20 protein-coding genes are annotated in these 19,525 nt (G+C 45.6%); 18 read left to right on the top strand and 2 right to left on the bottom strand.

Going from position 1 to position 19,525, the window contains the following annotated elements; genetic code table 11:
- Nucleotides 1-470 precede the first annotated feature (470 nt).
- From M72_RS03250 to M72_RS03215, 8 genes are all read left to right on the top strand, one after another.
- Nucleotides 471-896 (top strand): RrF2 family transcriptional regulator, encoded by a 426-nt coding sequence (locus M72_RS03250; RefSeq protein WP_055067161.1) that lies wholly within the window; start codon nucleotides 471-473, stop codon nucleotides 894-896.
- A gap of 29 nt (nucleotides 897-925) precedes the next feature.
- Nucleotides 926-1,672 carry a Fe-S cluster assembly ATPase SufC gene (gene sufC, locus M72_RS03245; protein ID WP_055067160.1) on the top strand — a complete coding sequence of 249 codons (747 nt, stop codon included), beginning with the start codon at nucleotides 926-928 and terminating at the stop codon, nucleotides 1,670-1,672.
- A gap of 16 nt (nucleotides 1,673-1,688) precedes the next feature.
- On the top strand, nucleotides 1,689-3,095 hold the full coding sequence (gene sufB, locus M72_RS03240) for a Fe-S cluster assembly protein SufB (RefSeq protein ID WP_055067159.1): 1,407 nt from the start codon (nucleotides 1,689-1,691) through the stop codon (nucleotides 3,093-3,095).
- Nucleotides 3,096-3,105: 10 nt separating this feature from the next.
- Nucleotides 3,106-4,014, top strand: coding sequence for a SufB/SufD family protein (locus M72_RS03235; RefSeq protein ID WP_022046934.1), 909 nt, complete (start codon nucleotides 3,106-3,108; stop codon nucleotides 4,012-4,014).
- 1 nt (nucleotide 4,015) lies between these two features.
- Nucleotides 4,016-5,251, top strand: coding sequence for an aminotransferase class V-fold PLP-dependent enzyme (locus tag M72_RS03230; RefSeq protein ID WP_022046935.1), 1,236 nt, complete (start codon nucleotides 4,016-4,018; stop codon nucleotides 5,249-5,251).
- On the top strand, nucleotides 5,241-5,699 hold the full coding sequence (sufU, locus tag M72_RS03225) for a Fe-S cluster assembly sulfur transfer protein SufU (protein ID WP_022046936.1): 459 nt from the start codon (nucleotides 5,241-5,243) through the stop codon (nucleotides 5,697-5,699). Before M72_RS03230 ends, sufU begins: the two co-directional genes overlap by 11 nt.
- Before the next feature lie 296 nt (nucleotides 5,700-5,995).
- Nucleotides 5,996-6,928, top strand: a complete 933-nt coding sequence (gene cysK / locus M72_RS03220; RefSeq protein WP_055067158.1) for a cysteine synthase A — start codon at nucleotides 5,996-5,998, stop codon at nucleotides 6,926-6,928.
- A 721-nt stretch (nucleotides 6,929-7,649) separates the two neighbouring features.
- On the top strand, nucleotides 7,650-8,423 hold the full coding sequence (locus tag M72_RS03215; RefSeq protein WP_055067157.1) for a GTP pyrophosphokinase: 774 nt from the start codon (nucleotides 7,650-7,652) through the stop codon (nucleotides 8,421-8,423).
- A gap of 42 nt (nucleotides 8,424-8,465) precedes the next feature.
- On the opposite strand, the gene M72_RS03210 is transcribed toward M72_RS03215, so the two are convergent.
- Together M72_RS03210 and M72_RS03205 are read right to left on the bottom strand one after the other, a co-directional pair.
- Complete coding sequence (locus M72_RS03210; RefSeq protein ID WP_055067156.1) at nucleotides 8,466-9,071, bottom strand: TIGR04100 family radical SAM protein; 606 nt, start codon at nucleotides 9,069-9,071, stop codon at nucleotides 8,466-8,468.
- A gap of 66 nt (nucleotides 9,072-9,137) precedes the next feature.
- A complete protein-coding gene (locus M72_RS03205; RefSeq protein WP_055067155.1) occupies nucleotides 9,138-10,001 on the bottom strand; it encodes a pyridoxamine kinase in 864 nt (287 codons plus the stop codon).
- A gap of 246 nt (nucleotides 10,002-10,247) precedes the next feature.
- Here M72_RS03205 and M72_RS03200 point away from each other — a divergent pair, with 246 nt between their 5' ends.
- The 10 genes from M72_RS03200 (at nucleotide 10,248) to M72_RS03155 (ending at nucleotide 19,422) form a co-directional block, all read left to right on the top strand.
- On the top strand, nucleotides 10,248-12,170 hold the full coding sequence (locus tag M72_RS03200; RefSeq protein WP_055067154.1) for a [Fe-Fe] hydrogenase large subunit C-terminal domain-containing protein: 1,923 nt from the start codon (nucleotides 10,248-10,250) through the stop codon (nucleotides 12,168-12,170).
- Nucleotides 12,171-13,349 carry a MerR family transcriptional regulator gene (locus M72_RS03195; protein WP_055067153.1) on the top strand — a complete coding sequence of 393 codons (1,179 nt, stop codon included), beginning with the start codon at nucleotides 12,171-12,173 and terminating at the stop codon, nucleotides 13,347-13,349.
- A gap of 99 nt (nucleotides 13,350-13,448) precedes the next feature.
- Entirely contained in the window at nucleotides 13,449-14,474 is a 1,026-nt protein-coding gene (gene rfbB / locus M72_RS03190; protein ID WP_055067152.1) for a dTDP-glucose 4,6-dehydratase, read from the top strand.
- Nucleotides 14,475-14,490: 16 nt separating this feature from the next.
- Nucleotides 14,491-15,393: a dTDP-4-dehydrorhamnose reductase gene (gene rfbD / locus M72_RS03185; RefSeq protein WP_055067215.1), complete on the top strand. Its 903-nt coding sequence runs from the start codon at nucleotides 14,491-14,493 to the stop codon at nucleotides 15,391-15,393.
- 1 nt (nucleotide 15,394) lies between these two features.
- On the top strand, nucleotides 15,395-16,279 hold the full coding sequence (gene rfbA / locus M72_RS03180; RefSeq protein WP_055067151.1) for a glucose-1-phosphate thymidylyltransferase RfbA: 885 nt from the start codon (nucleotides 15,395-15,397) through the stop codon (nucleotides 16,277-16,279).
- A 65-nt stretch (nucleotides 16,280-16,344) separates the two neighbouring features.
- Nucleotides 16,345-16,944, top strand: a complete 600-nt coding sequence (gene rfbC, locus M72_RS03175) for a dTDP-4-dehydrorhamnose 3,5-epimerase (protein WP_055067214.1) — start codon at nucleotides 16,345-16,347, stop codon at nucleotides 16,942-16,944.
- A 307-nt stretch (nucleotides 16,945-17,251) separates the two neighbouring features.
- Nucleotides 17,252-18,139 carry an RpnC/YadD family protein gene (locus tag M72_RS03170; protein WP_055067150.1) on the top strand — a complete coding sequence of 296 codons (888 nt, stop codon included), beginning with the start codon at nucleotides 17,252-17,254 and terminating at the stop codon, nucleotides 18,137-18,139.
- A 65-nt stretch (nucleotides 18,140-18,204) separates the two neighbouring features.
- Complete coding sequence (locus M72_RS03165; protein ID WP_022045387.1) at nucleotides 18,205-18,444, top strand: hypothetical protein; 240 nt, start codon at nucleotides 18,205-18,207, stop codon at nucleotides 18,442-18,444.
- Nucleotides 18,431-18,793: a PIN domain-containing protein gene (locus M72_RS03160; RefSeq protein ID WP_055067149.1), complete on the top strand. Its 363-nt coding sequence runs from the start codon at nucleotides 18,431-18,433 to the stop codon at nucleotides 18,791-18,793. Before M72_RS03165 ends, M72_RS03160 begins: the two co-directional genes overlap by 14 nt.
- 104 nt (nucleotides 18,794-18,897) lie before the next feature.
- The gene (locus M72_RS03155; RefSeq protein ID WP_055067148.1) at nucleotides 18,898-19,422 is read left to right on the top strand and encodes an RpnC/YadD family protein; all 525 of its coding nucleotides are present in this window, start codon (nucleotides 18,898-18,900) and stop codon (nucleotides 19,420-19,422) included.
- Nucleotides 19,423-19,525: the final 103 nt, after the last annotated feature.

Here is a 19,525-nt window from a genome sequence, read left to right as displayed (position 1 = left end):
AGGTTCTGGTGCCTTTATGTTTGTTCCACAGACAGGATTTGCGGACATCATTCTTTTACTTATAGTTTTCCTATCTACAGGAAGAAGGGGGACATTTCTTTCGGAAGAACAAATTTACAACTGCGCCGTAGTTCCATCATGTAACGTTAATAGCATAAAAGTAAAACCTTTGTCAAATTAACCTGAAATCAACATCGGCGCTGACTTGTAAATTTTTCTGGAGAAAGAGAATGTCCCCCTTCTTCCGTCGCATCGAAAAAACTTATATTTAGAACAATCCACCGCAAATCCGTCCCTCTGAAAAACAAAAGATCCCAGACCACGCAGTTAAACAGCAATTTGTACTGGAAGAAAAACATGATTTTCCACATTTCCCTATTTACATAGTAGGGGAGTAGGCTTATAATCACACCGTAGAACTCACGGAATACGCTGCGGTCGTATTTCATGAAACGAGGTGGTAAAACGATATGATGATATCCGCAAAAAGCAGATATGCACTGCGTGTGATGGTCGATCTTGCGCAGCACAATTCCGGGGAATTCATTCCGGTCAAAGAAATTGCCACAAGGCAGGGCATTTCCCTGAAATATCTTGAAAGTATTATGACCATACTGACAAAAGGGAAGATGCTTGAGAGTGCCAGCGGAAAGGGTGGCGGTTACCGTCTGATCAAACAACCGTTGGAATATAAAGTAATTGAGATCCTTCAACTGATCGAAGGAAATTTAGCTCCGGTCGCGTGCCTGTGTGAAGGTGGAAAAAAGTGCGAGAGCACCGCAGAGTGTACCACACTTCCGTTCTGGCAGGGACTAGAAGCTGTGATCAATGATTACCTTGAGAAGCATACCCTTGAGGATATGATTTCACAGAAGACGCATTCCTGTGAAAGTTAAACAACATGTTTTATATGGAGGAAATACAAATGTCTGAAAAAAACTTATTAGAGATCAAAGATCTGCACGTAAACGTTGAAGATAAAGAAATATTACACGGAGTAAATTTAGAAGTCGGAAAAGACGAAGTGCATGTTCTGATGGGACCGAACGGAACCGGAAAATCCACCCTGGGCTATGCCATCACCGGGCATCCGAAATATGCCATCACATCCGGACAGATCTTTTTTGACGGAGAGGACATCACAGAGATGCCGGTGAATGAGCGTGCGAAAAAAGGAATCTTCCTCTCCTTCCAGAATCCGCTGGAAGTTCCGGGGGTGACATTGAGCGCATTTATCCGTAATGCACTCGAGCAGAAGACCGGAAAGCGTGTCCGTCTGTGGGATTTCAAGAAAAAACTGACCGAGACCATGAAACTTCTTTCCATGGACGAGTCCTATGCAGAGCGTGATTTAAATGTCGGCTTTTCCGGTGGTGAGAAGAAAAAAGCAGAGATTTTGCAGATGCTTATGTTAGAGCCAAAGCTTGCAATTCTTGACGAGACCGACTCCGGACTGGATGTGGATGCTGTCCGTACCGTATCCAAAGGAATCCAGCTTTATAAAGAAAAATGCAAGGGAAGTCTTTTGATTATCACCCACAGCACACGAATTTTAGAGTCATTGCATGTGGATGTAACTCATGTCATGGACGAAGGAAAAGTCGTGAAAAACGGAGACGCTTCCTTAGTAGATGAGATCAACGAAAACGGTTTTGAGGAATTTGAACAGTAAGAAAGGTGCGTGCGAAATGAGAGAAAAGAGTCAGGTAGAAGATATCGACCGCAGCATCTATGATATCCGCGATGAGGAAAAAGATGCATACAGAATGAAAGAAGGTCTGACCCCACAGATCGTGGAGCAGCTTTCCAAAGAAAAGGGCGATCCGGCATGGATGCAGCAGTTCCGCCTGGAGTCCTTACAGATTTACAATGAGATGCCGGTTCCGGACTGGGGACCGTCAATTGAGGGACTAGACATGGATCACATTGCCACCTATGTCCGTCCACATTCCAAAATGCAGGCATCCTGGAAGGATGTGCCGGAAGACATCAAAGAGACATTTGAGCGTCTGGGAATCCCGCAGGCCGAGCGGAAATCCTTAGCCGGTGTCGGTGCCCAGTACGATTCCGAGCTGGTATATCACAATGTCAAAGACGAGGTTGCCGCACAGGGCGTTGTCTACACCGATATGGAAAGCGCCTTAAAAGGAGAATATGCGGACATGGTACACAAGTATTTCATGAAACTTGTCACCCCGCATGACCATAAGTTTGCAGCACTGCACGGAGCCGTATGGTCCGGTGGTTCGTTCGTCTATGTGCCAAAGGGCGTGCACGTGTCCATTCCGCTGCAGTCTTATTTCCGGTTGAATGCCAAAGGAGCCGGTCAGTTTGAGCATACACTGATCATCGTGGACGAGGGCGCGAGCCTTCATTTCATCGAGGGATGTTCGGCTCCGAAATATAACGTAGCCAACCTGCATGCGGGCTGTGTAGAGCTGTTCGTCAAGAAAAATGCAAAGCTTCGTTATTCCACGATCGAAAACTGGTCCAAGAATATGTACAACTTAAATACCAAGCGTGCTTCCGTCGAGGAAGGCGGAACGATTGAGTGGGTTTCCGGATCGTTTGGTTCCCATGTGGGCTGTCTGTACCCGATGAGCGTATTAAAGGGTGAGGGTGCCAAAATGGAATTTACCGGTGTGACATTTGCCGGACATGGACAGAATCTGGATACCGGTGCAAAAGTCGTACATGCCGCACCAAACACCAGCTCCTATATGAATACCCGTTCCATCAGCAAAGACGGTGGAATCAGTACCTTCCGAAGCAGCGTGGTCGTGGCAAAGAATGCGAAAGGATCAAAATCCGCCGTATCCTGTCAGTCCCTGATGTTGGATTCCGAGTCCCGTTCCGACACGATTCCGGCAATGGATATCCGCACGAAAGATGCCGCTGTGGGGCATGAGGCAAAAATCGGAAGCATCAGCGACGATGCCGTCTTTTACCTGATGTCACGAGGCATGACGGAAGAAGATGCCCGGGCACTTTTAGTCAGTGGATTTGCAGACAACGTATCCAAGGAACTTCCGGTCGAGTACGCGGTTGAGATGAACAACCTGATCCGGCTGGAGATGAAGGGAAGCATAGGTTAGGAGGAGAACAATGACAGAAATGACAATCAATAAACTTCCATCGAAGACCTGGTATTGGTTACATGTCAACGAGACCAAGCTTCCGTGGGACAAAGAACATACAACAGAACTTCCGGAGGAAACCGTGACAGCGGGAAGCACCGAAGAGGTACGCTTTTCCATTACCGGAGAGGGAAGATACAGCAGCAAAAAGATCCATATCATAGCACCGGCAGGTAAGCAGGTGACCGTGTTTATGGATTATCAGACAGAGGAAAAACTTGCCGTAAGGACAAGCCTTTCGGTGGAAGAACATGCACGGGTGCGTCTGGTGCAGCTGCAGCACACAGCAGAAAATTCTCTTGTGTACAATCAGATTGAGGGAGAATGTGCAAAAAATGCCCGTATCGAGCTGGTACAGATTTATCTCGGAAAAGGAGATATCTATTCCGATACGACCATCAACTTAAACGGCGATGCGAGCAGCTTTAGGAGCGATATCGGCTATATCGGGCAGCACACACATATCATCGACATGAATGAAGTGGTCAACCACTTTGGAAAGCATACAGAGAGTGAGATCAACGTGGGCGGTGCCCTGCGCGACGGTGCAAAGAAGATCTTCCGTGGAACGATTGATTTTAAGACCGGCTCTTCCGATTCTGTCGGAAACGAGCTGGAAAATGTACTGATGCTTGGCGATGATGTGGAGAATAAAACCGTTCCGGTGATCTTATGCTCCGAGGAAAATGTCGTTGGTAATCACGGTGCAACGATTGGGGAACTTGATGAGGATACCATGTTTTATTTTGCCAGCCGCGGAATCGACAAAGAGCACGCGGAAAATATTATGGCAAGAGCAAACATTGACCGCCTGAAAGGAATCATCAAAGACGACAGCTTTGCCAGAATGATTGACGAAGAACTCGGGGAGGTGTAGCATGACCGATTATCGCAAGGACTTTCCACTGCTGTCAGAAATCGGGGAAAATACAGTCGATGGCAGGGAATGGATCTATATCGACAATGCGGCAACTTCCCAGCGTCCACAGTGTGTCATTGATGCAGAACGCGATTTTTACCTGAAACACAATGCAAATCCGCTGCGTGGAAATTATCCGCTGAGTGTGGAAGCAACCGAACTGTATGAAAATGCCAGAAAAGGCGTGCGTGATTTTATCGGAGCCAAATCCGCGCGGGAAATTATTTTTACAAGAAACACGACCGAGAGTATGAACCTTGTAGCGTACAGTTATGGTTTAACCAATGTAAAAGAAGGGGACGAAATTCTTGTCTCCATCATGGAGCACCACAGCAATCTTCTGCCATGGCAGATGGTCGCCCGACAGACAGGAGCAAAACTGCGGTTTATCGAGTGCCGCCCGGATGGATCTCTCGATCTGGATCAGGTGCGGGAACAGATTACAGAAAAGACGAAGATCGTCGCAATCACACAGGTTTCCAATGTCCTTGGGCGGATCAATCCAATCAAAGAGATCGCAGCCATGGCACATGAAAAAAATGCCATTATCGTGGTGGATGGGGCACAGAGCACCCCGCATATGCCGGTCAATGTGCAGGAGCTGGATGCAGACTTCTTTGCATTTTCCGGACATAAAATTTTCGGACCGATGGGAATTGGTGTGTTATATGGAAAGAAAAAACTGTTAAAGAAAATGCCGCCGTTTCTTTCCGGTGGAGAGATGATCGAATCCGTGACCCGCGAGAGCGCAAAATACGCAGAACTTCCGCATAAGTTCGAGGCGGGAACCGTAAATGCTGCCGGTGCCATAGCACTGCATGCTGCCATAAAATACGCACAGTCTGTTGGCTTTGACGTGATGCAGGAGCGGGAACTTGCCGTGACAAAGCGTGCGTTTGACGGATTGAAAGAACTTCCACATGTGCATGTACTTGGATCTGACCGGGCCGAAGAACACACCGGAATTCTTACATTTACCATTGATGACGTGCATCCACACGATGTGAGCGAGATTTTAATTGCCGATGGCATCTGTGTGCGTGCCGGACATCATTGTGCGCAGCCGCTTTTGAATTATCTGGGTATCAGTTCCGCCACACGGGCAAGCTTTATGTTTTACAATACCGAAGAAGAAGCCGATCAATTTGTAGCAAGCATCGCAAGTATAAGGGAGCGAATGGGATATGGAAAATAGAAGTTTTTATAATGAAATCTTAACGGAGCACAACGTGCGCCCGGAGTTTAAACATGATCTGCCGGATGCGGATATTGTGCTTGAGGGTGTCAACCCGAGCTGTGGGGATGATATTTTCCTGAAATTAAAGACGGATGGCGACACGATTACCGATGGTGCATTTGTCGGGGACGGATGCGCGATTTCCCAGGCTTCCGCAGATATCATGCTTGGCATGATTGTCGGAAAGAAAAAAGAAGAGGCCCTGCAGATGGGGAAAATCTTTATGAAAATGATCAAAGGCGATGCCAGCGAGGAGGAGATTGATTCTCTTGAGGAGGCATCGGCACTCCGCGATATCGCCCATATGCCGGCGCGTGTGAAGTGTGCAGTCCTTGGCTGGAGAACTTTAAAAGAGGCTTTGCTCGGTGAGGATGCGGACGATGATGACGATGAGGATGACGAGTAATAAAGTCGGAGGGCTTTTCATACACATATAGATAAAAATACACGATGCTTCTTATAGGATACGTTACGAATTTTGTGCAGTTTCTGGCTCTGTTAAAATTTTGGAGTCTTAATTGTGGCAAAGCGGAGTAAAATATAAGGAGTGTCGTGTATTTTTTTAGGGGTATAAAATAATATCGTAAAAAGTAGTTGACAGCGTTTGGGAAAGGGTGTATATTCATAACAACAGATAATTCCTACTAAAGAAGTATGAAAATAAGGGATTAAATCAGAGAGAGTAAATTGGAGGATAATAAAATGGCAAATATTTATGAAGGAACATTGGAACTGATCGGACACACACCACTGGTAGAGTTTAAACACATCGAGAAGAAGTTTGGCCTTGAGGCAAGACTTCTTGCAAAGCTGGAGTACTTTAACCCGGCAGGATCTGTTAAGGACCGTATTGCAAAAGAGATGATTGAGCAGGCAGAGAAGGACGGAAAATTAAAACCGGGCTCCACCATTATCGAGCCGACATCCGGAAATACAGGTATCGGTCTTGCGGCAATCGCAGCAGCAAAGGGATACCGCCTGATCATCGTTCTTCCGGAGACCATGAGTATTGAGCGTCGTAACATCATCAAGGCATATGGTGCAGAACTTGTTCTTTCCGATGGAAGCAAGGGTATGAAGGGAGCCATCGCAAAGGCAGAGGAACTTCACAAAGAGATCGCAGACAGCTTCATTCCGGAGCAGTTTGAGAACCCTGCAAACCCGGCAGCACACAAGAAGACAACCGGACCGGAGATCTGGGAAGATACGGATGGAAAAGTCGATGCATTTGTAGCCGGTGTCGGTACAGGCGGAACCATCACAGGTGTTGGTGAGTATTTAAAATCCCAGAACGCGGATGTAAAGATCGTTGCCGTAGAGCCTGAGACATCTGCAGTATTGTCTACCGGAAAGGCAGGTCCACATAAGATCCAGGGTATCGGAGCCGGATTTATTCCAAACACACTCGATACCAAGATTTACGACGAAGTAATCCCGGTTTCCAATGAAGACTCTTTCGAGTATTCCAAATATATTGCAAAAGAGGAAGGCGTGCTGGTAGGTATTTCTTCCGGAGCAGCATTAAAGGCTGCCATCGAAGTAGCAAAGAGACCGGAGTTTAAGGGTAAGACAGTTGTAGCGCTTCTTCCGGACAGCGGAGACCGTTATTATTCTACCGATCTGTTCAAGGATTAAGATAAAATTCGGAAAAAGTTCAGACTTTATTTATTCCGTTTTGCGGATGAATCCATTATAATAAAGGCATGTGGAAACCAGAAAGGAAAGTCCATGTGCGGAGAGCTTCATGGAAATTTATTTCCGTGAAGTTCTTTTTATTTAAAACAATTGGGAAAGTTTGTGCTCCGGCGGACTCCCGTGTGGTGGCTCCGGCTGCGGCCTCTCCGATACGCACTCAATATCCAGAATCAAGAATTTGCAGAAAGTGACTGCGTGACTCCTTTGATGATTTGTGTTCGTTCAAGTTTCGACAGCGGCGCGGTTTGTGTCCGTCTGCCAAGGACGCGTCCGAAGGATTTCGTGTCTGCCTTAGCGGAGTGCTTCAAAATACTGTGCCCGCGGGTCGTGTTTGCGACCACATTTATTTAAGGTCATTCAAAAAAGTCCGTAGGGAGACATAACCGGGAGCGGGCGCCATAAAATTTTTGAAGTGCTCCGCTTAGGCAGACTAGAAATTCTGAGCGCATCCTTGGCAGACGGACACAAACCGCGCCGCTGTCGAAACATTGCCCGGACACAAAATTAGAGCCACGCAATCACTTTCGCAAATTTTAAGATTCTGTCTAATTCGTGCGTATCGGAGAGGCCGCAGCCGGAGCCACCACACGGGAGTCCGCCGGAACTAAGAATTTCACAATTATTTATATAGAAAATTACAGGAGAAAAAGAGGAAATAGATATGAACGAATTAAGTAAAGTAGTAAATGCGCAGCTGCAGCAGGCAGCGGAAAACCTTGTCCGTAACCGTCTGATGTCTGATGAATTTTTGGATTTTGTGCAGGAAAATACAAAACCGCTGGATACAATGATGGCATATTACAAGTGCGCAATCATGGAAGTAGAAACGAAGTTTAAAGTGTTAAACGAACAATTTTCGCTGGAATATGACCGTAATCCGATCGAGTCCATCAAGACACGTGTGAAATCGCTGGACGGAATCGTGCGCAAAGTGCGCCGGAAAAATATTCCGTTGACGCTTTCGGCGATTGAACAGAACATCAATGATATAGCAGGAATCCGGGTTGTGTGCTCTTTCCCGGAAGATATCTATCTGCTGGCGGACTGCCTGCTTCAGCAGGATGATATCCGTCTGATCGAACAGAAAGATTATATCAAGCATCCGAAGGAAAACGGATACCGTAGCCTGCATCTGATCGTTGCAGTACCGATTTTTTTACAGAATGAGAAACGGGAAATGAAAGTTGAAGTACAGCTTCGCACCATTGCCATGGATTTCTGGGCGAGTCTGGAGCACAAAGTGCGGTACAAAAAGAATGTTCCGGCAGATGAAACCGAGCGTCTGGCACAGGAACTGAGCGAATGTGCACAGATCAGTGCAGATCTGGACCAGCGGATGCAGAATATCCGTACCCGCCTGGCAGATGCGGAATTACAGCATCCACAGAAACAAAAGAAAGATGAACAGATCCTTCTGGATGTGCTGGGACTGTAATGCCGCTGGTGCTCACAGGTAAGCATGAGAACGGTAACTTCTTTATGCACTGTGCTCCCACGGACGTACTTTCAGATGGACACCGCGGCTGTCGGCGATGCGCTGACACGCCTTAATGTCTTCTTCCGGAAGAATATCCACGATCGACAGCTGCGTGTGTGGGATGAGTTTTCCACATTCCTCTGCAAAATCAAGCATTGCTTCATAAGCATGGGGGAAGGATGGGCGGGTTACTTTTTCATACTTTTCTGCAGTTGCCTCATTTAAGCTGATGGAGATACTATCTACCACTTCTGCCAGCTGTGGTACAATGTCACGTTTATAATATAGGTTTCCCAGACCATTGGAATTGACACGGATCGGGAGACCTGTTTTTTCTTTGACATATCTGGCACTGGCGATCAGATTCTCCAGTGCACAGGTCGGTTCCCCATAGCCACAGAAAACAAATTCTTTGTAGCCGGTGAAATCAAAGGCATCAATTGCGGCAATAATCTCACTTAAAGAAGGCTCTGCTTTGTGCCAGAGGGTATCCGCATCACCCACACCATCAAACTGTTTACGGATACAGAACGTACAGTTGCAGTCACATTTATTTGTGATATTTGCATATACCTGATCATTATACACATATAAAATTTTTGCCATAACAATTCCTTCTTTCTATCGTATGGATTAGTCAATTGCGAAATTCGTTTCCGGGTTTACCGTTTTTTACACGTTTGAATCTGCAATCAGGTCAATAAGAAATTTCTCGAAATTAACGCCATCGCGTCCCGGTGTATTTTCTTTCATGGTATCCCCGATACTGTGGGATAAGAATTTCCCTGCAAGCAGAATCGCATCTTCCGTGCACATGCCCTTTGTGCGGCAGCCACACAATACAGAGGCAAACAGATCCCCGGTTCCGGAAAAACTCCGGTCAAAAAACGGCGATTCGTGCCGGTAAATTCCATTTGCAGTGGCAGCAATATTATAAATGACGGGATGTTTCTCGCCACGGCATTTGACACCGGTGATCACGACATCCTGGGGGTGTGGTACCTTTTTTTGCAGACGCTGGGCCACATCTTCTGCCAGTTTTAGCAGATCCGTGTTTGTCCTGCAATGAAGTAAGGCATCTTCCGGGATGTCTGCCAGCAGACAGGCTTCCGTCAGATTCGGTGTGATCACGTCTGCTTCAAGCGTCAGTTCTTTCATTCCATTTAACAGCCCCGGAGTAAAAAACGGATAAGCATTTCCGTCATCCCCCATAACAGGGTCAACCAGAAGAAGCGTATGTTCTTCCCGAAAATAGCGGATGAAATCAAGCACCTGCGAAATCTGTTTCGCCCCGGTCAGAAATCCGCTGTAGATGGCATCAAAATGTGCGTTATTTTTCCCCCAGGCATCGATATAGTCCGGTAACATAGCGGTCAGATCGGTACAGTGATAACAGGGATAACCGGTCTGGCCGGTCAGTACGGCTGTTGCAACCGGACAACACTGCACGCCCAGCGCGGATAATACCGGAATCGCTGCCGTGAGCGAACACTTTCCGAAACCGGACAGATCATGGATAACAGCTGCTTTTTTCATGGAAAACCTCCGAATTGGTGAAAATAGTTCTTTGTATCCTAGTATAGTGCGATCTATCGGTGTGTATATATCCAAAATGGGAAAAAAATATAAATCCAGTCTGCAAAAAATCATAGACAACCATTTGTGTTTTGATAAAAATAACGGAAAAAGCAAGGTTACACTGGACAAATATGGTAAAAAGTAATAAAATTATAAGCATATAGGGGTGGGGTTTATACAAAAATCATAATAAGGAGTGCGTTTATGGAACTGATTTACACAAATGATTTATGCACCGGATGCAACAAATGCGTGCGGGGCTGTCCTGTACTTACGGCAAATATTGCAACGCAGGAAGGTTATGTAACGGTAGACCCGGACAAATGTATTGCATGTGGGGAATGCTTTGATGTCTGCCCACATGAAGCGAGAGACTATTATGATGATACGGACCGCTTCTTTGAAGACCTTGCATCGGGAAAGAAAATTTCCGTGATACTGGCACCGGCATTTCTGGCAAATTATCCCAAAGAATACCAGCGTGTGCTGGGATATTTAAAGAGTAAGGGAGTCAACCATATCTGCAGTGTATCGTTCGGTGCGGATATCACAACCTGGGGATATCTCAAATACATTACGGAACACAAATTTTTCGGGGGCATTTCCCAGCCGTGTCCGGCAGTAGTCACCTATGTGGAAAAATATATACCGGAGCTGATTCCGCGTCTGATGCCGGTACACAGTCCGATGATGTGTACTGCTATTTATATGAAAAAATACATGCAGGTCACAGATGAAATCGCTTTTATCAGTCCGTGTATTGCCAAAAAATTAGAGATTACCGATCCAAATTGCGGCGGATATGTTTCTTATAATGTAACTTTTGAAAAGATGATGAAGTATATCGGAAACGATTATGAAGGATGTGAACCATATACCGATGAACTGGAATATGGACTGGGGTCTTTGTATCCGATGCCTGGTGGATTGAGGGAGAATGTAGAACATTTTCTTGGAAAAGAGCAGGTAGTGCGTCAGGTAGAAGGCGAGCATGAGGCATATGAATATCTGCGTTCCTATACAAAACGCATTCAGCAGAATAAAGAACTTCCGTTTATGGTAGATATCTTAAATTGCGCGAAGGGCTGTCTCTACGGAACTGCCACAGATCCGAAACGGGGAACCGATGATGTCATGCTGACAATCGCAAAACTGCGGAACAGCAAAACCAGTGCAAAACAGGAGAAGGCACACTTTGGCAGGAAGAGCAAAAGCAGGAGTCCGTGGGCAGATACACTGACACCGGAGGAACGTCTGAAAAACTTCATGGACGCTTTTGGAAAGCTGGACATCAACGATTTTATGCGCAGCTACACCAATCGCGCAGTACATATTGAGGAACCGTCCGAACAGGAGAAGAACCGCCTGTTTGCAGAAATGAAAAAAGATACCTATGAGGAACAGCACAGGGACTGCGAATCCTGTGGATATTCAAGCTGCACCAACATGGTACGTGCCATCCACAATGGAGTCAACGTAAAAGAAAACTGTGTGCACTATGTGCGGGGCATGGCAGAGGAAGAGACAAAAAAGATTGCAGAACTTCGCGATCAGGAGCGGACGGAACAGGAAATCCGCCAGCAGAAGATTACAGATATCACAGACCGGTTTATTACCCTGAGTGATAACATTGCAGAATTGAATACGGCAAATGAGGAGTCTGCAAATGAAGCAACCAATCTGGCACAGTATATTCAGGATATTTCCCGCCTGTGCGATGAACTGAATGAATCCATCCGCATTATGTCGGATTTCATCAGTGTATATAAAAAGAGCAATGAAGATATTTCTGCCATTGCAGGACAGACAAATCTGCTTTCGCTCAATGCCTCCATTGAGGCGGCGCGTGCCGGTGAGAACGGAAGAGGCTTTGCAGTGGTAGCGGAGGAAATCCGTACACTGTCTGATTCCACGAAGGATCTTCTGACACAGAACGACCAGAAAGCCGAGGCAATTCTTCCAAAGATTACACAGAGCATGGATTCGATCAAAGATCTGGTAGAAAGCATGAATACCATGACGCAGAAAGTGTCAACGATTGCCGCAAACACGGAAGAAATTTCTTCCCAGACGACCTATGTACAGAATATGACAGAAGAAATGCGGGATGAGGTGAAAGAACTGTAGATGAAAAAGGATGCGTATTACACATCCGGACAATTTGCAAAAAAAGCACATGTGACACTTCGCGCGATTCGGTATTATGATAAACAGAATATTTTAAAACCAAGTGCACGGACTGCCGCAGGAGCGCGGCTGTATACGGATGCAGATCTGGCAAAACTCCAGCAGATCCTTTTATTAAAATATCTGGGATTTTCGCTGGAAGATATCCGGGAGATGACACTTGCCTCGGCAGATCAGCAGTATCTTCTTGAATCCATGCGGATACAGAAGAAGCTGCTGCGGCAGAAAATGGACGAAATGCAGGCGATGGATGAGGCAATTGACCGCACCATAGAAGCCATCCAGACGGAACAGGCGATTGACTGGAACAGTATGCTGGATCTGATCCATTTGACGGCAGTAGAACGAAGCCTGAAAAACCAGTACCAGAATGCGGCAAATATTTCCGCCCGGATTCGCCTGCACAGGGAGTATTCCGTCAATCCGCAGGGGTGGTTTCCGTGGATTATGCAGCAGTGTAATCTGCAGCCGGGGATGCGGATTCTGGAGCTCGGCTGTGGAAATGGAGCATTATGGACTGAAAACAGAGAACAGCTGCCTGCGGATCTATGGGTCGTTCTCTCGGACAAATCAGAAGGAATGCTAAAGGATGCCCGGCGTGCACTGGGAGAGGACAGCCGTTTTTCCTATAAAAAATTTGACTGCGAAAAAATTCCTTACGAGGAGGAAATGTTTGATCTTGTGATCGCGGATCATGTGCTGTTTTACTGTGAAGATATCCCACAGGTGCTTGCAGAATGTCGGAGGGTCTTAAAAAATGGGGGACGGTTTCTATGCAGTACCTACGGAAAGCAGCATATGCGGGAAATTACCGATCTGGTGCAGCAGTTCCATAAAGAAATCGTTTTGTCAGCGGAGGTGCTGTATGAGCGGTTCGGGCTTGAAAACGGAGAAAACCTGTTAGCACCGTATTTTTCGGAAATTCAGATGCGAAGATACGAGGATGCGATTGAAATAGCGGAAGCAGAACCGCTGATTTCCTATATTCTTTCCTGTCACGGAAATCAGAACCAGCTGCTTTTGAACCAGTACAAAGAGTTCCGGGAATTTGTTTCTGCCCGCGTGGCAGATGGATTTTATATCACAAAAGATGCCGGAATCTTCCTGTGCAGAAAATAATTAGAAAAATCTATAAAAAAGACTTGAAGGTGACCTAGCGTCACCTTTTATAATGGAAATAAATATAGAAATCGTAAATGCACACAGGAGGAAATGCTCATGACCATTATTGTAACGGGCGGTGCCGGTTTCATCGGCAGCAACTTTATTTTCTATATGTTAAAGGAACATCCGCAGGATCGCATTGTTTGTCTGGATTCCCTGACCTATGCGGGCAATCTGTCCACGCTTGCACCGGTGATGGATCAGCCGAATTTTCGTTTCGTAAAACTCGATATCTGCGACCGTCCGGGAGTATATACCCTTTTTGAGGAAGAAAAACCGGATGTGATCGTCAATTTTGCAGCGGAGTCCCATGTGGACCGCTCCATTGAGAATCCGGAAGTCTTTTTGCAGACCAATATTATCGGTACTTCCGTGCTGATGGACGCATGCAGGAAGTATGGTATTTCACGGTATCATCAGGTATCCACGGATGAGGTATACGGAGATCTGCCACTGGACCGTCCGGATCTGTTCTTCCATGAGGATACACCGATCCACACCTCCAGTCCTTACAGCACTTCCAAGGCATCTGCGGATCTGCTTGTTATGGCATATCACAGAACGTACGGCCTGCCGGTGACGATCAGCCGCTGTTCCAACAACTACGGCCCATACCAGTTCCCGGAAAAACTCATTCCGCTTATGATTGCAAATGCGCTGGCAGATAAGCCGCTTCCGGTATACGGAGAGGGACTCAATGTGCGCGACTGGCTGTATGTCGGGGATCACTGTAAGGCGATTGACCTGATCCTGCGCAACGGAACCGTCGGAGAAGTCTACAACATTGGTGGACACAATGAGATGAAAAATATTGATATCGTAAAACTCATCTGTGAATATCTTGGCAAGCCGGAGAGTCTGATCGAGCATGTGCAGGACAGAAAAGGACACGATATGCGCTATGCCATCGATCCGACCAAGATTCACAACGAGCTGGGCTGGCTGCCGGAGACGATGTTTAAAGATGGTATCCGCCTGACCATCCAGTGGTATCTGGATCATAAGGAATGGTGGGAGAATATCGTAAACGGAGAGTATCAAAATTACTATAAAGAAATGTATGGGAAAAAAGGGATATAAAGAAAGGCATATAAATATGAAAGTATTCGTGACAGGCGTTGCCGGACAGCTGGGACATGATGTGGTAAACGAACTGACAAAGCGCGGACATCAGGCAGTCGGTTCGGATATTGCACCGACACTGGAATCCTGTGCATCGTATGTGCCGCTGGACATCACCGATGCGGCAGCAGTGGAACAGACAATCATGCAAGTACAGCCGGATGCCATCGTGCACTGTGCGGCATGGACCGCTGTGGATGCAGCAGAGGACGAAGAAAATCAGGCAAAAGTCAGAGCCATCAACGTAGATGGAACGAAACATATTGCGGACGCAGCGAAAAAAGCAGATGCCAAAATGATCTATATCAGTACCGACTATGTGTTTGACGGACAGGGCGAGACTCCGTGGGAGCCGGACTGCAAAGCATACGCACCGCTTAACGTATACGGACAGACGAAACTTGGTGGGGAACTGGCAGTGGCACAGACACTGGAAAAGTATTTCATCGTTCGTATCGCTTGGGTATTTGGATTAAATGGAAAGAATTTTATCAAAACCATGTTGCAGGTAGCGAAAAATCACCCACAGGTGTGCGTGGTAAATGACCAGATCGGCACACCAACCTATACTTACGATCTGGCAAGACTGCTTGTTGACATGATGGAAACCGAAAAATATGGTTATTATCATGCGACAAACGAAGGTGGCTACATCTCCTGGTATGATTTTACAAAAGAAATTTACCGGCAGGCAGGACTCGCTACCGAAGTGCAGCCTGTGACAACCGCGGAATACGGTCTGTCAAAGGCAGCGCGTCCGTTTAACAGCAGACTGGAAAAAAAGAAACTGAAAGAAAATGGATTTACACCGCTTCCAACCTGGCAGGACGCACTGGGGCGGTATCTGCAGGAATTAAAGCGACAGGGGGAACTTTAAGATGAAGGGAATTATATTGGCAGGCGGCGCAGGGACACGGCTGTATCCGCTGACGATGGTAACCAGTAAACAATTGCTTCCGGTATATGACAAACCGATGATTTATTATCCGCTGTCTACACTGATGCTGGCAGGCATCCGTGATATTTTAGTTATTTCCACGCAGGAAGATACCCCGAGATTTGAAGCACTTTTGGGGGATGGAAATCAGTTCGGGCTTCATCTGTCCTACAAAGTGCAGCCGTCCCCGGACGGACTTGCACAGGCATTTTTGCTTGGAGAGGAATTTATCGGAGAGGATGCCTGTGCCATGGTACTCGGCGACAACATTTTCTACGGAAACGGATTCGGAAAAATTCTGCGCAATGCCGCAAAGGATGCACAAGAGGGACAGGCAACCGTCTTTGGCTATTATGTCAACGATCCGGAGCGTTTCGGTGTCGTGGATTTCGATGCGAACGGAAAAGCCGTATCCATTGAAGAAAAACCGGCACAGCCAAAGAGCAACTATGCCGTGACCGGACTGTATTTCTATCCGGCAGGCGTGAGCAAAATGGCAAAACAGGTGCAGCCATCCGCCCGTGGCGAACTGGAGATCACCACCTTAAATGACCTGTATCTGCAGCAGAAAAACTTAAATGTGCAGCTGCTCGGACGTGGGTTTGCATGGCTGGATACCGGAACGATGGACAGTCTGTTGGATGCGGCAGCATTTGTGCAGATGATCGAGCACCGTCAGGGTGTGACCATTTCCGCGCCGGAAGAAATCGCATATATCAATCAGTGGATCACAAAGGAAAAACTGATGGACTCGGCCGCACGCTACGGAAAGAGTCCGTATGGAGAGCATTTGAAAGCAGTCGCAGAGGGCAGAGTGAAATATTAAAATCAGCGTAACTATTCTGAGGGGGTTCTGAATAGATACAAATTAGCATGAAAGAGGAAAAAACAGTGGGACAGATAACAGTTGAAAAAAATGTCGGCGGTATCGAAGGGCTGTGTGTGATTACACCGGCCGTACACGGGGATGCCCGCGGATACTTTATGGAGACCTACAATGAACGGGAAATGAAAGAAGCCGGATTCGATATCCAGTTTGTACAGGATAACCAGTCCATGTCCGTCAAAGGCGTATTGCGCGGACTGCATTTCCAGATCAACTATCCGCAGTGCAAACTCGTGCGCGCTGTGCGCGGCAGCGTGTTTGATGTGGCAGTGGATCTGCGGGAAGGTTCCGCAACCTATGGAAAATGGTACGGAGTGGAACTTTCCGAGGAAAACAAAAAGCAGTTTTTGATTCCGGAAGGCTTTGCGCATGGCTTTCTGGTCCTGTCCGATGAGGCAGAGTTCTGTTACAAAGTCAATGACTTCTGGCATCCGAACGACGAGGGCGGCCTGGCATGGAATGACCCAAAGATCGGTATCCGGTGGCCGGATGTGACAGGTGGGTATCGCGGAATCCCGTCGGCGGAAGGATATTGTATGGCAGATGGGACACCGCTGACACTTTCGGAGAAAGACCAGAAGTGGCCTGGATTAGAGGAAAAATAAGAAATATCTAAAAACAACATAAGAAAGTAAAAAGAAGTGATGATGTATATGAAAAACAATACATCATCACTTCTTTTTAATAATTGATTCCGTTAACAATTTGATGCGAACAGTAACGATGAGATTATTTTGGGTGTTCGGGATACAAGAAACTGCTTGATGGAGAAAAATAAATAGGTTATCATAAAGACAGGAAAAGATTGCGGAGGGAAAATCGAAAAGGAAAGAGGTGAAAACTAAGCATTTGTGCACGAAAACAAATTGCGATGTTGCGGAATCGTGATTCACACAAACAGGAGGAAGCAATTTGAAAAATGCACCAGATAAGCTCCAGTGGCATCCGGCATTTTGCGCTGCCGCGGGGCTCGAATTCCACGAAGATATTGAACGGCTGGAGTTAAAGCCGGAATACAATCTGAGCAAAGAACCAATCCGCATTGATCTTCTTATTATAAAAGAAGAAAGTGACAGACGAATTAAGAATGAAATCGGTCATATCATGAAAAAATATAATGTGATCGAGTATAAGAGCCCGGAAGATGCACTGACTATTGATGATTTTTATAAGACAGTCGGATATGCATGTCTGTACAAAGGCTATGGAGAACGTGTAGATGCAGTTCCAATCAATGAACTGACAGTATCTATTTTCAGAGCAACCCGACCGGAGAAAATGTTTTTGACATTGCAGAAGTATGGACATAAAATAGAAGAAAAATATCCGGGAATTTATTATGTGACAGAACATTTACCGTTTCCAGCGCAGATTATTGTGACACAGGAATTAGAGCCGGGAGAGCATCGAAGTTTGAGAATTTTGTCAAATCATGCAAAGAAAGAAGATGTGGAAGAATTCCTGAGAAAAGCAGAAGAAATGAACACACCGCGTGATCGGCAGAATGTTGAGGCTGTGTTACAGGTAAGTGTTAAAGCAAATGATGAGTTATATCGTGAAATAAGGAGGGATGCGAATATGTGTGATGCGTTGAGAGAACTGATGAAGGATGATCTGGAAGATGCCAGAAAACTGGGAGAATCGGAAGGTAAAGCAATGGGAGAAGTTGTAGGAGAAGCAAAAATTATTCTTAAAATGAACCACAGCGGAATGTCGCCGGAAAACATTGCATCCATCACAGGCAAGGATCTGGATGAGATCCATGCAATACTGGAAGGAAAAGTTCCGGTGTTGGGGTAAATTAAAAGAAGAAATTTATACTTGAACGTGCAGAGGTATGGAATTAAGAAGGGGAGGTGACTGGTATGTTGGCTTTGCAGGGATACTATGACGGAAACATGGTTCGAACTTTAGAAAAAATTCATGCAAAGAAAAATCAAAAATTGATTATAACAGTTTTGGACGAATTTATGGATGAATCAGATTCAAAAGATGAAAAAAAATCAGCGAGAGGGATATTGGCTCAATATGCAGATCCCAGCTTACAAGAGAAAGAACAATATGCTTGGGAAAAGGCGGTGACAGAAAAGCATGGTAGTGCTTGATGCAAACGTTATTTTAAGATATCTTCTGAATGATAATGAGGCAATGGCAAGAGAAGCTGAAAGTATTATAAAAACAGAAGTTACAATGGTTCCAATTGAGGTTATTGCGGAAGTTGTATATGTATTAAAGGGCGTATATTCTGTTGATGGAAATAAGATTAGGGATGCATTGATGGAATTTTTGTCAGAAGTGACAGTTGCAGAAAAAGAAGTTATTCAGGTAGGACTTGACGCATATGCGGAAAATAATTTAGACTTTGTGGACTGTATTTTATATGCGTATAGTTGTGTAAAGAAATATGATATCAAAACATTTGATAAGAAATTGAATAAACTGTTATCTAGGTGATGGCTAAGTAGTTAAACAAAGAAAGTGATATCCAATCAATGAACTGACAGTATCTATTTTCAGAGCAACCCGACCGGAGAAAATGTTTTTGACATTGCAGAAGTATGGACATAAACATAGAAGAAAAATATCCGGGAATTTATTATGTGACAGAACATCTGCCGTTTCCAGTGCAGATTATTGTGACACAGGAATTAGAGCCGGGAGAGCATCGGAGTTTGAGGATTTTGTCAAATCATGCAAAGAAAGAAGACGTGGAGGAATTCCTGAGAAAAGCAGAAGGAATGAATACATCGCGTGACCGGCAGAATGTAGAGGCTGTGTTACAGGTAAGTGTCAGGGCAAATGATGAGTTGTATCGTGAAATAAGGAGGGATGCGAATATGTGTGATGCGTTGAGAGAATTGATGAAGGATGACATCGAACGTGAAGTAAGTGCTGCCAGAAAGCTGGGAGAATCCGAAGGGGAAGTGCGAGGTAAAGCTATGGGAGAAGTTGTAGGAGAAGCAAAAATTATTCTTAAAATGAACCGTAGTGGAATGTCCACGGAAAACATTGCATCCATCACAGGTAAGGATCTGGATGAGATCAACGCAATATTGGAAGGAAGAGTTCCAGTTCTGAGTTAAATTAATTTGAAATACCCGTATTAAATAAAAATAGAATATTTAAGTAAGAAAAAGTGATGATGTATGACAAAAAAAGAATATATTATCACTTTTTCTTATTAAA

Source organism: Roseburia faecis, assembly GCF_001406815.1.
GTDB classification, from domain to species: Bacteria; Bacillota; Clostridia; order Lachnospirales; family Lachnospiraceae; genus Roseburia; species Roseburia faecis.
The sequence above is the reverse complement of the archived record's forward strand: the minus strand, read 5'-3'. Positions and strand labels throughout refer to the sequence as shown.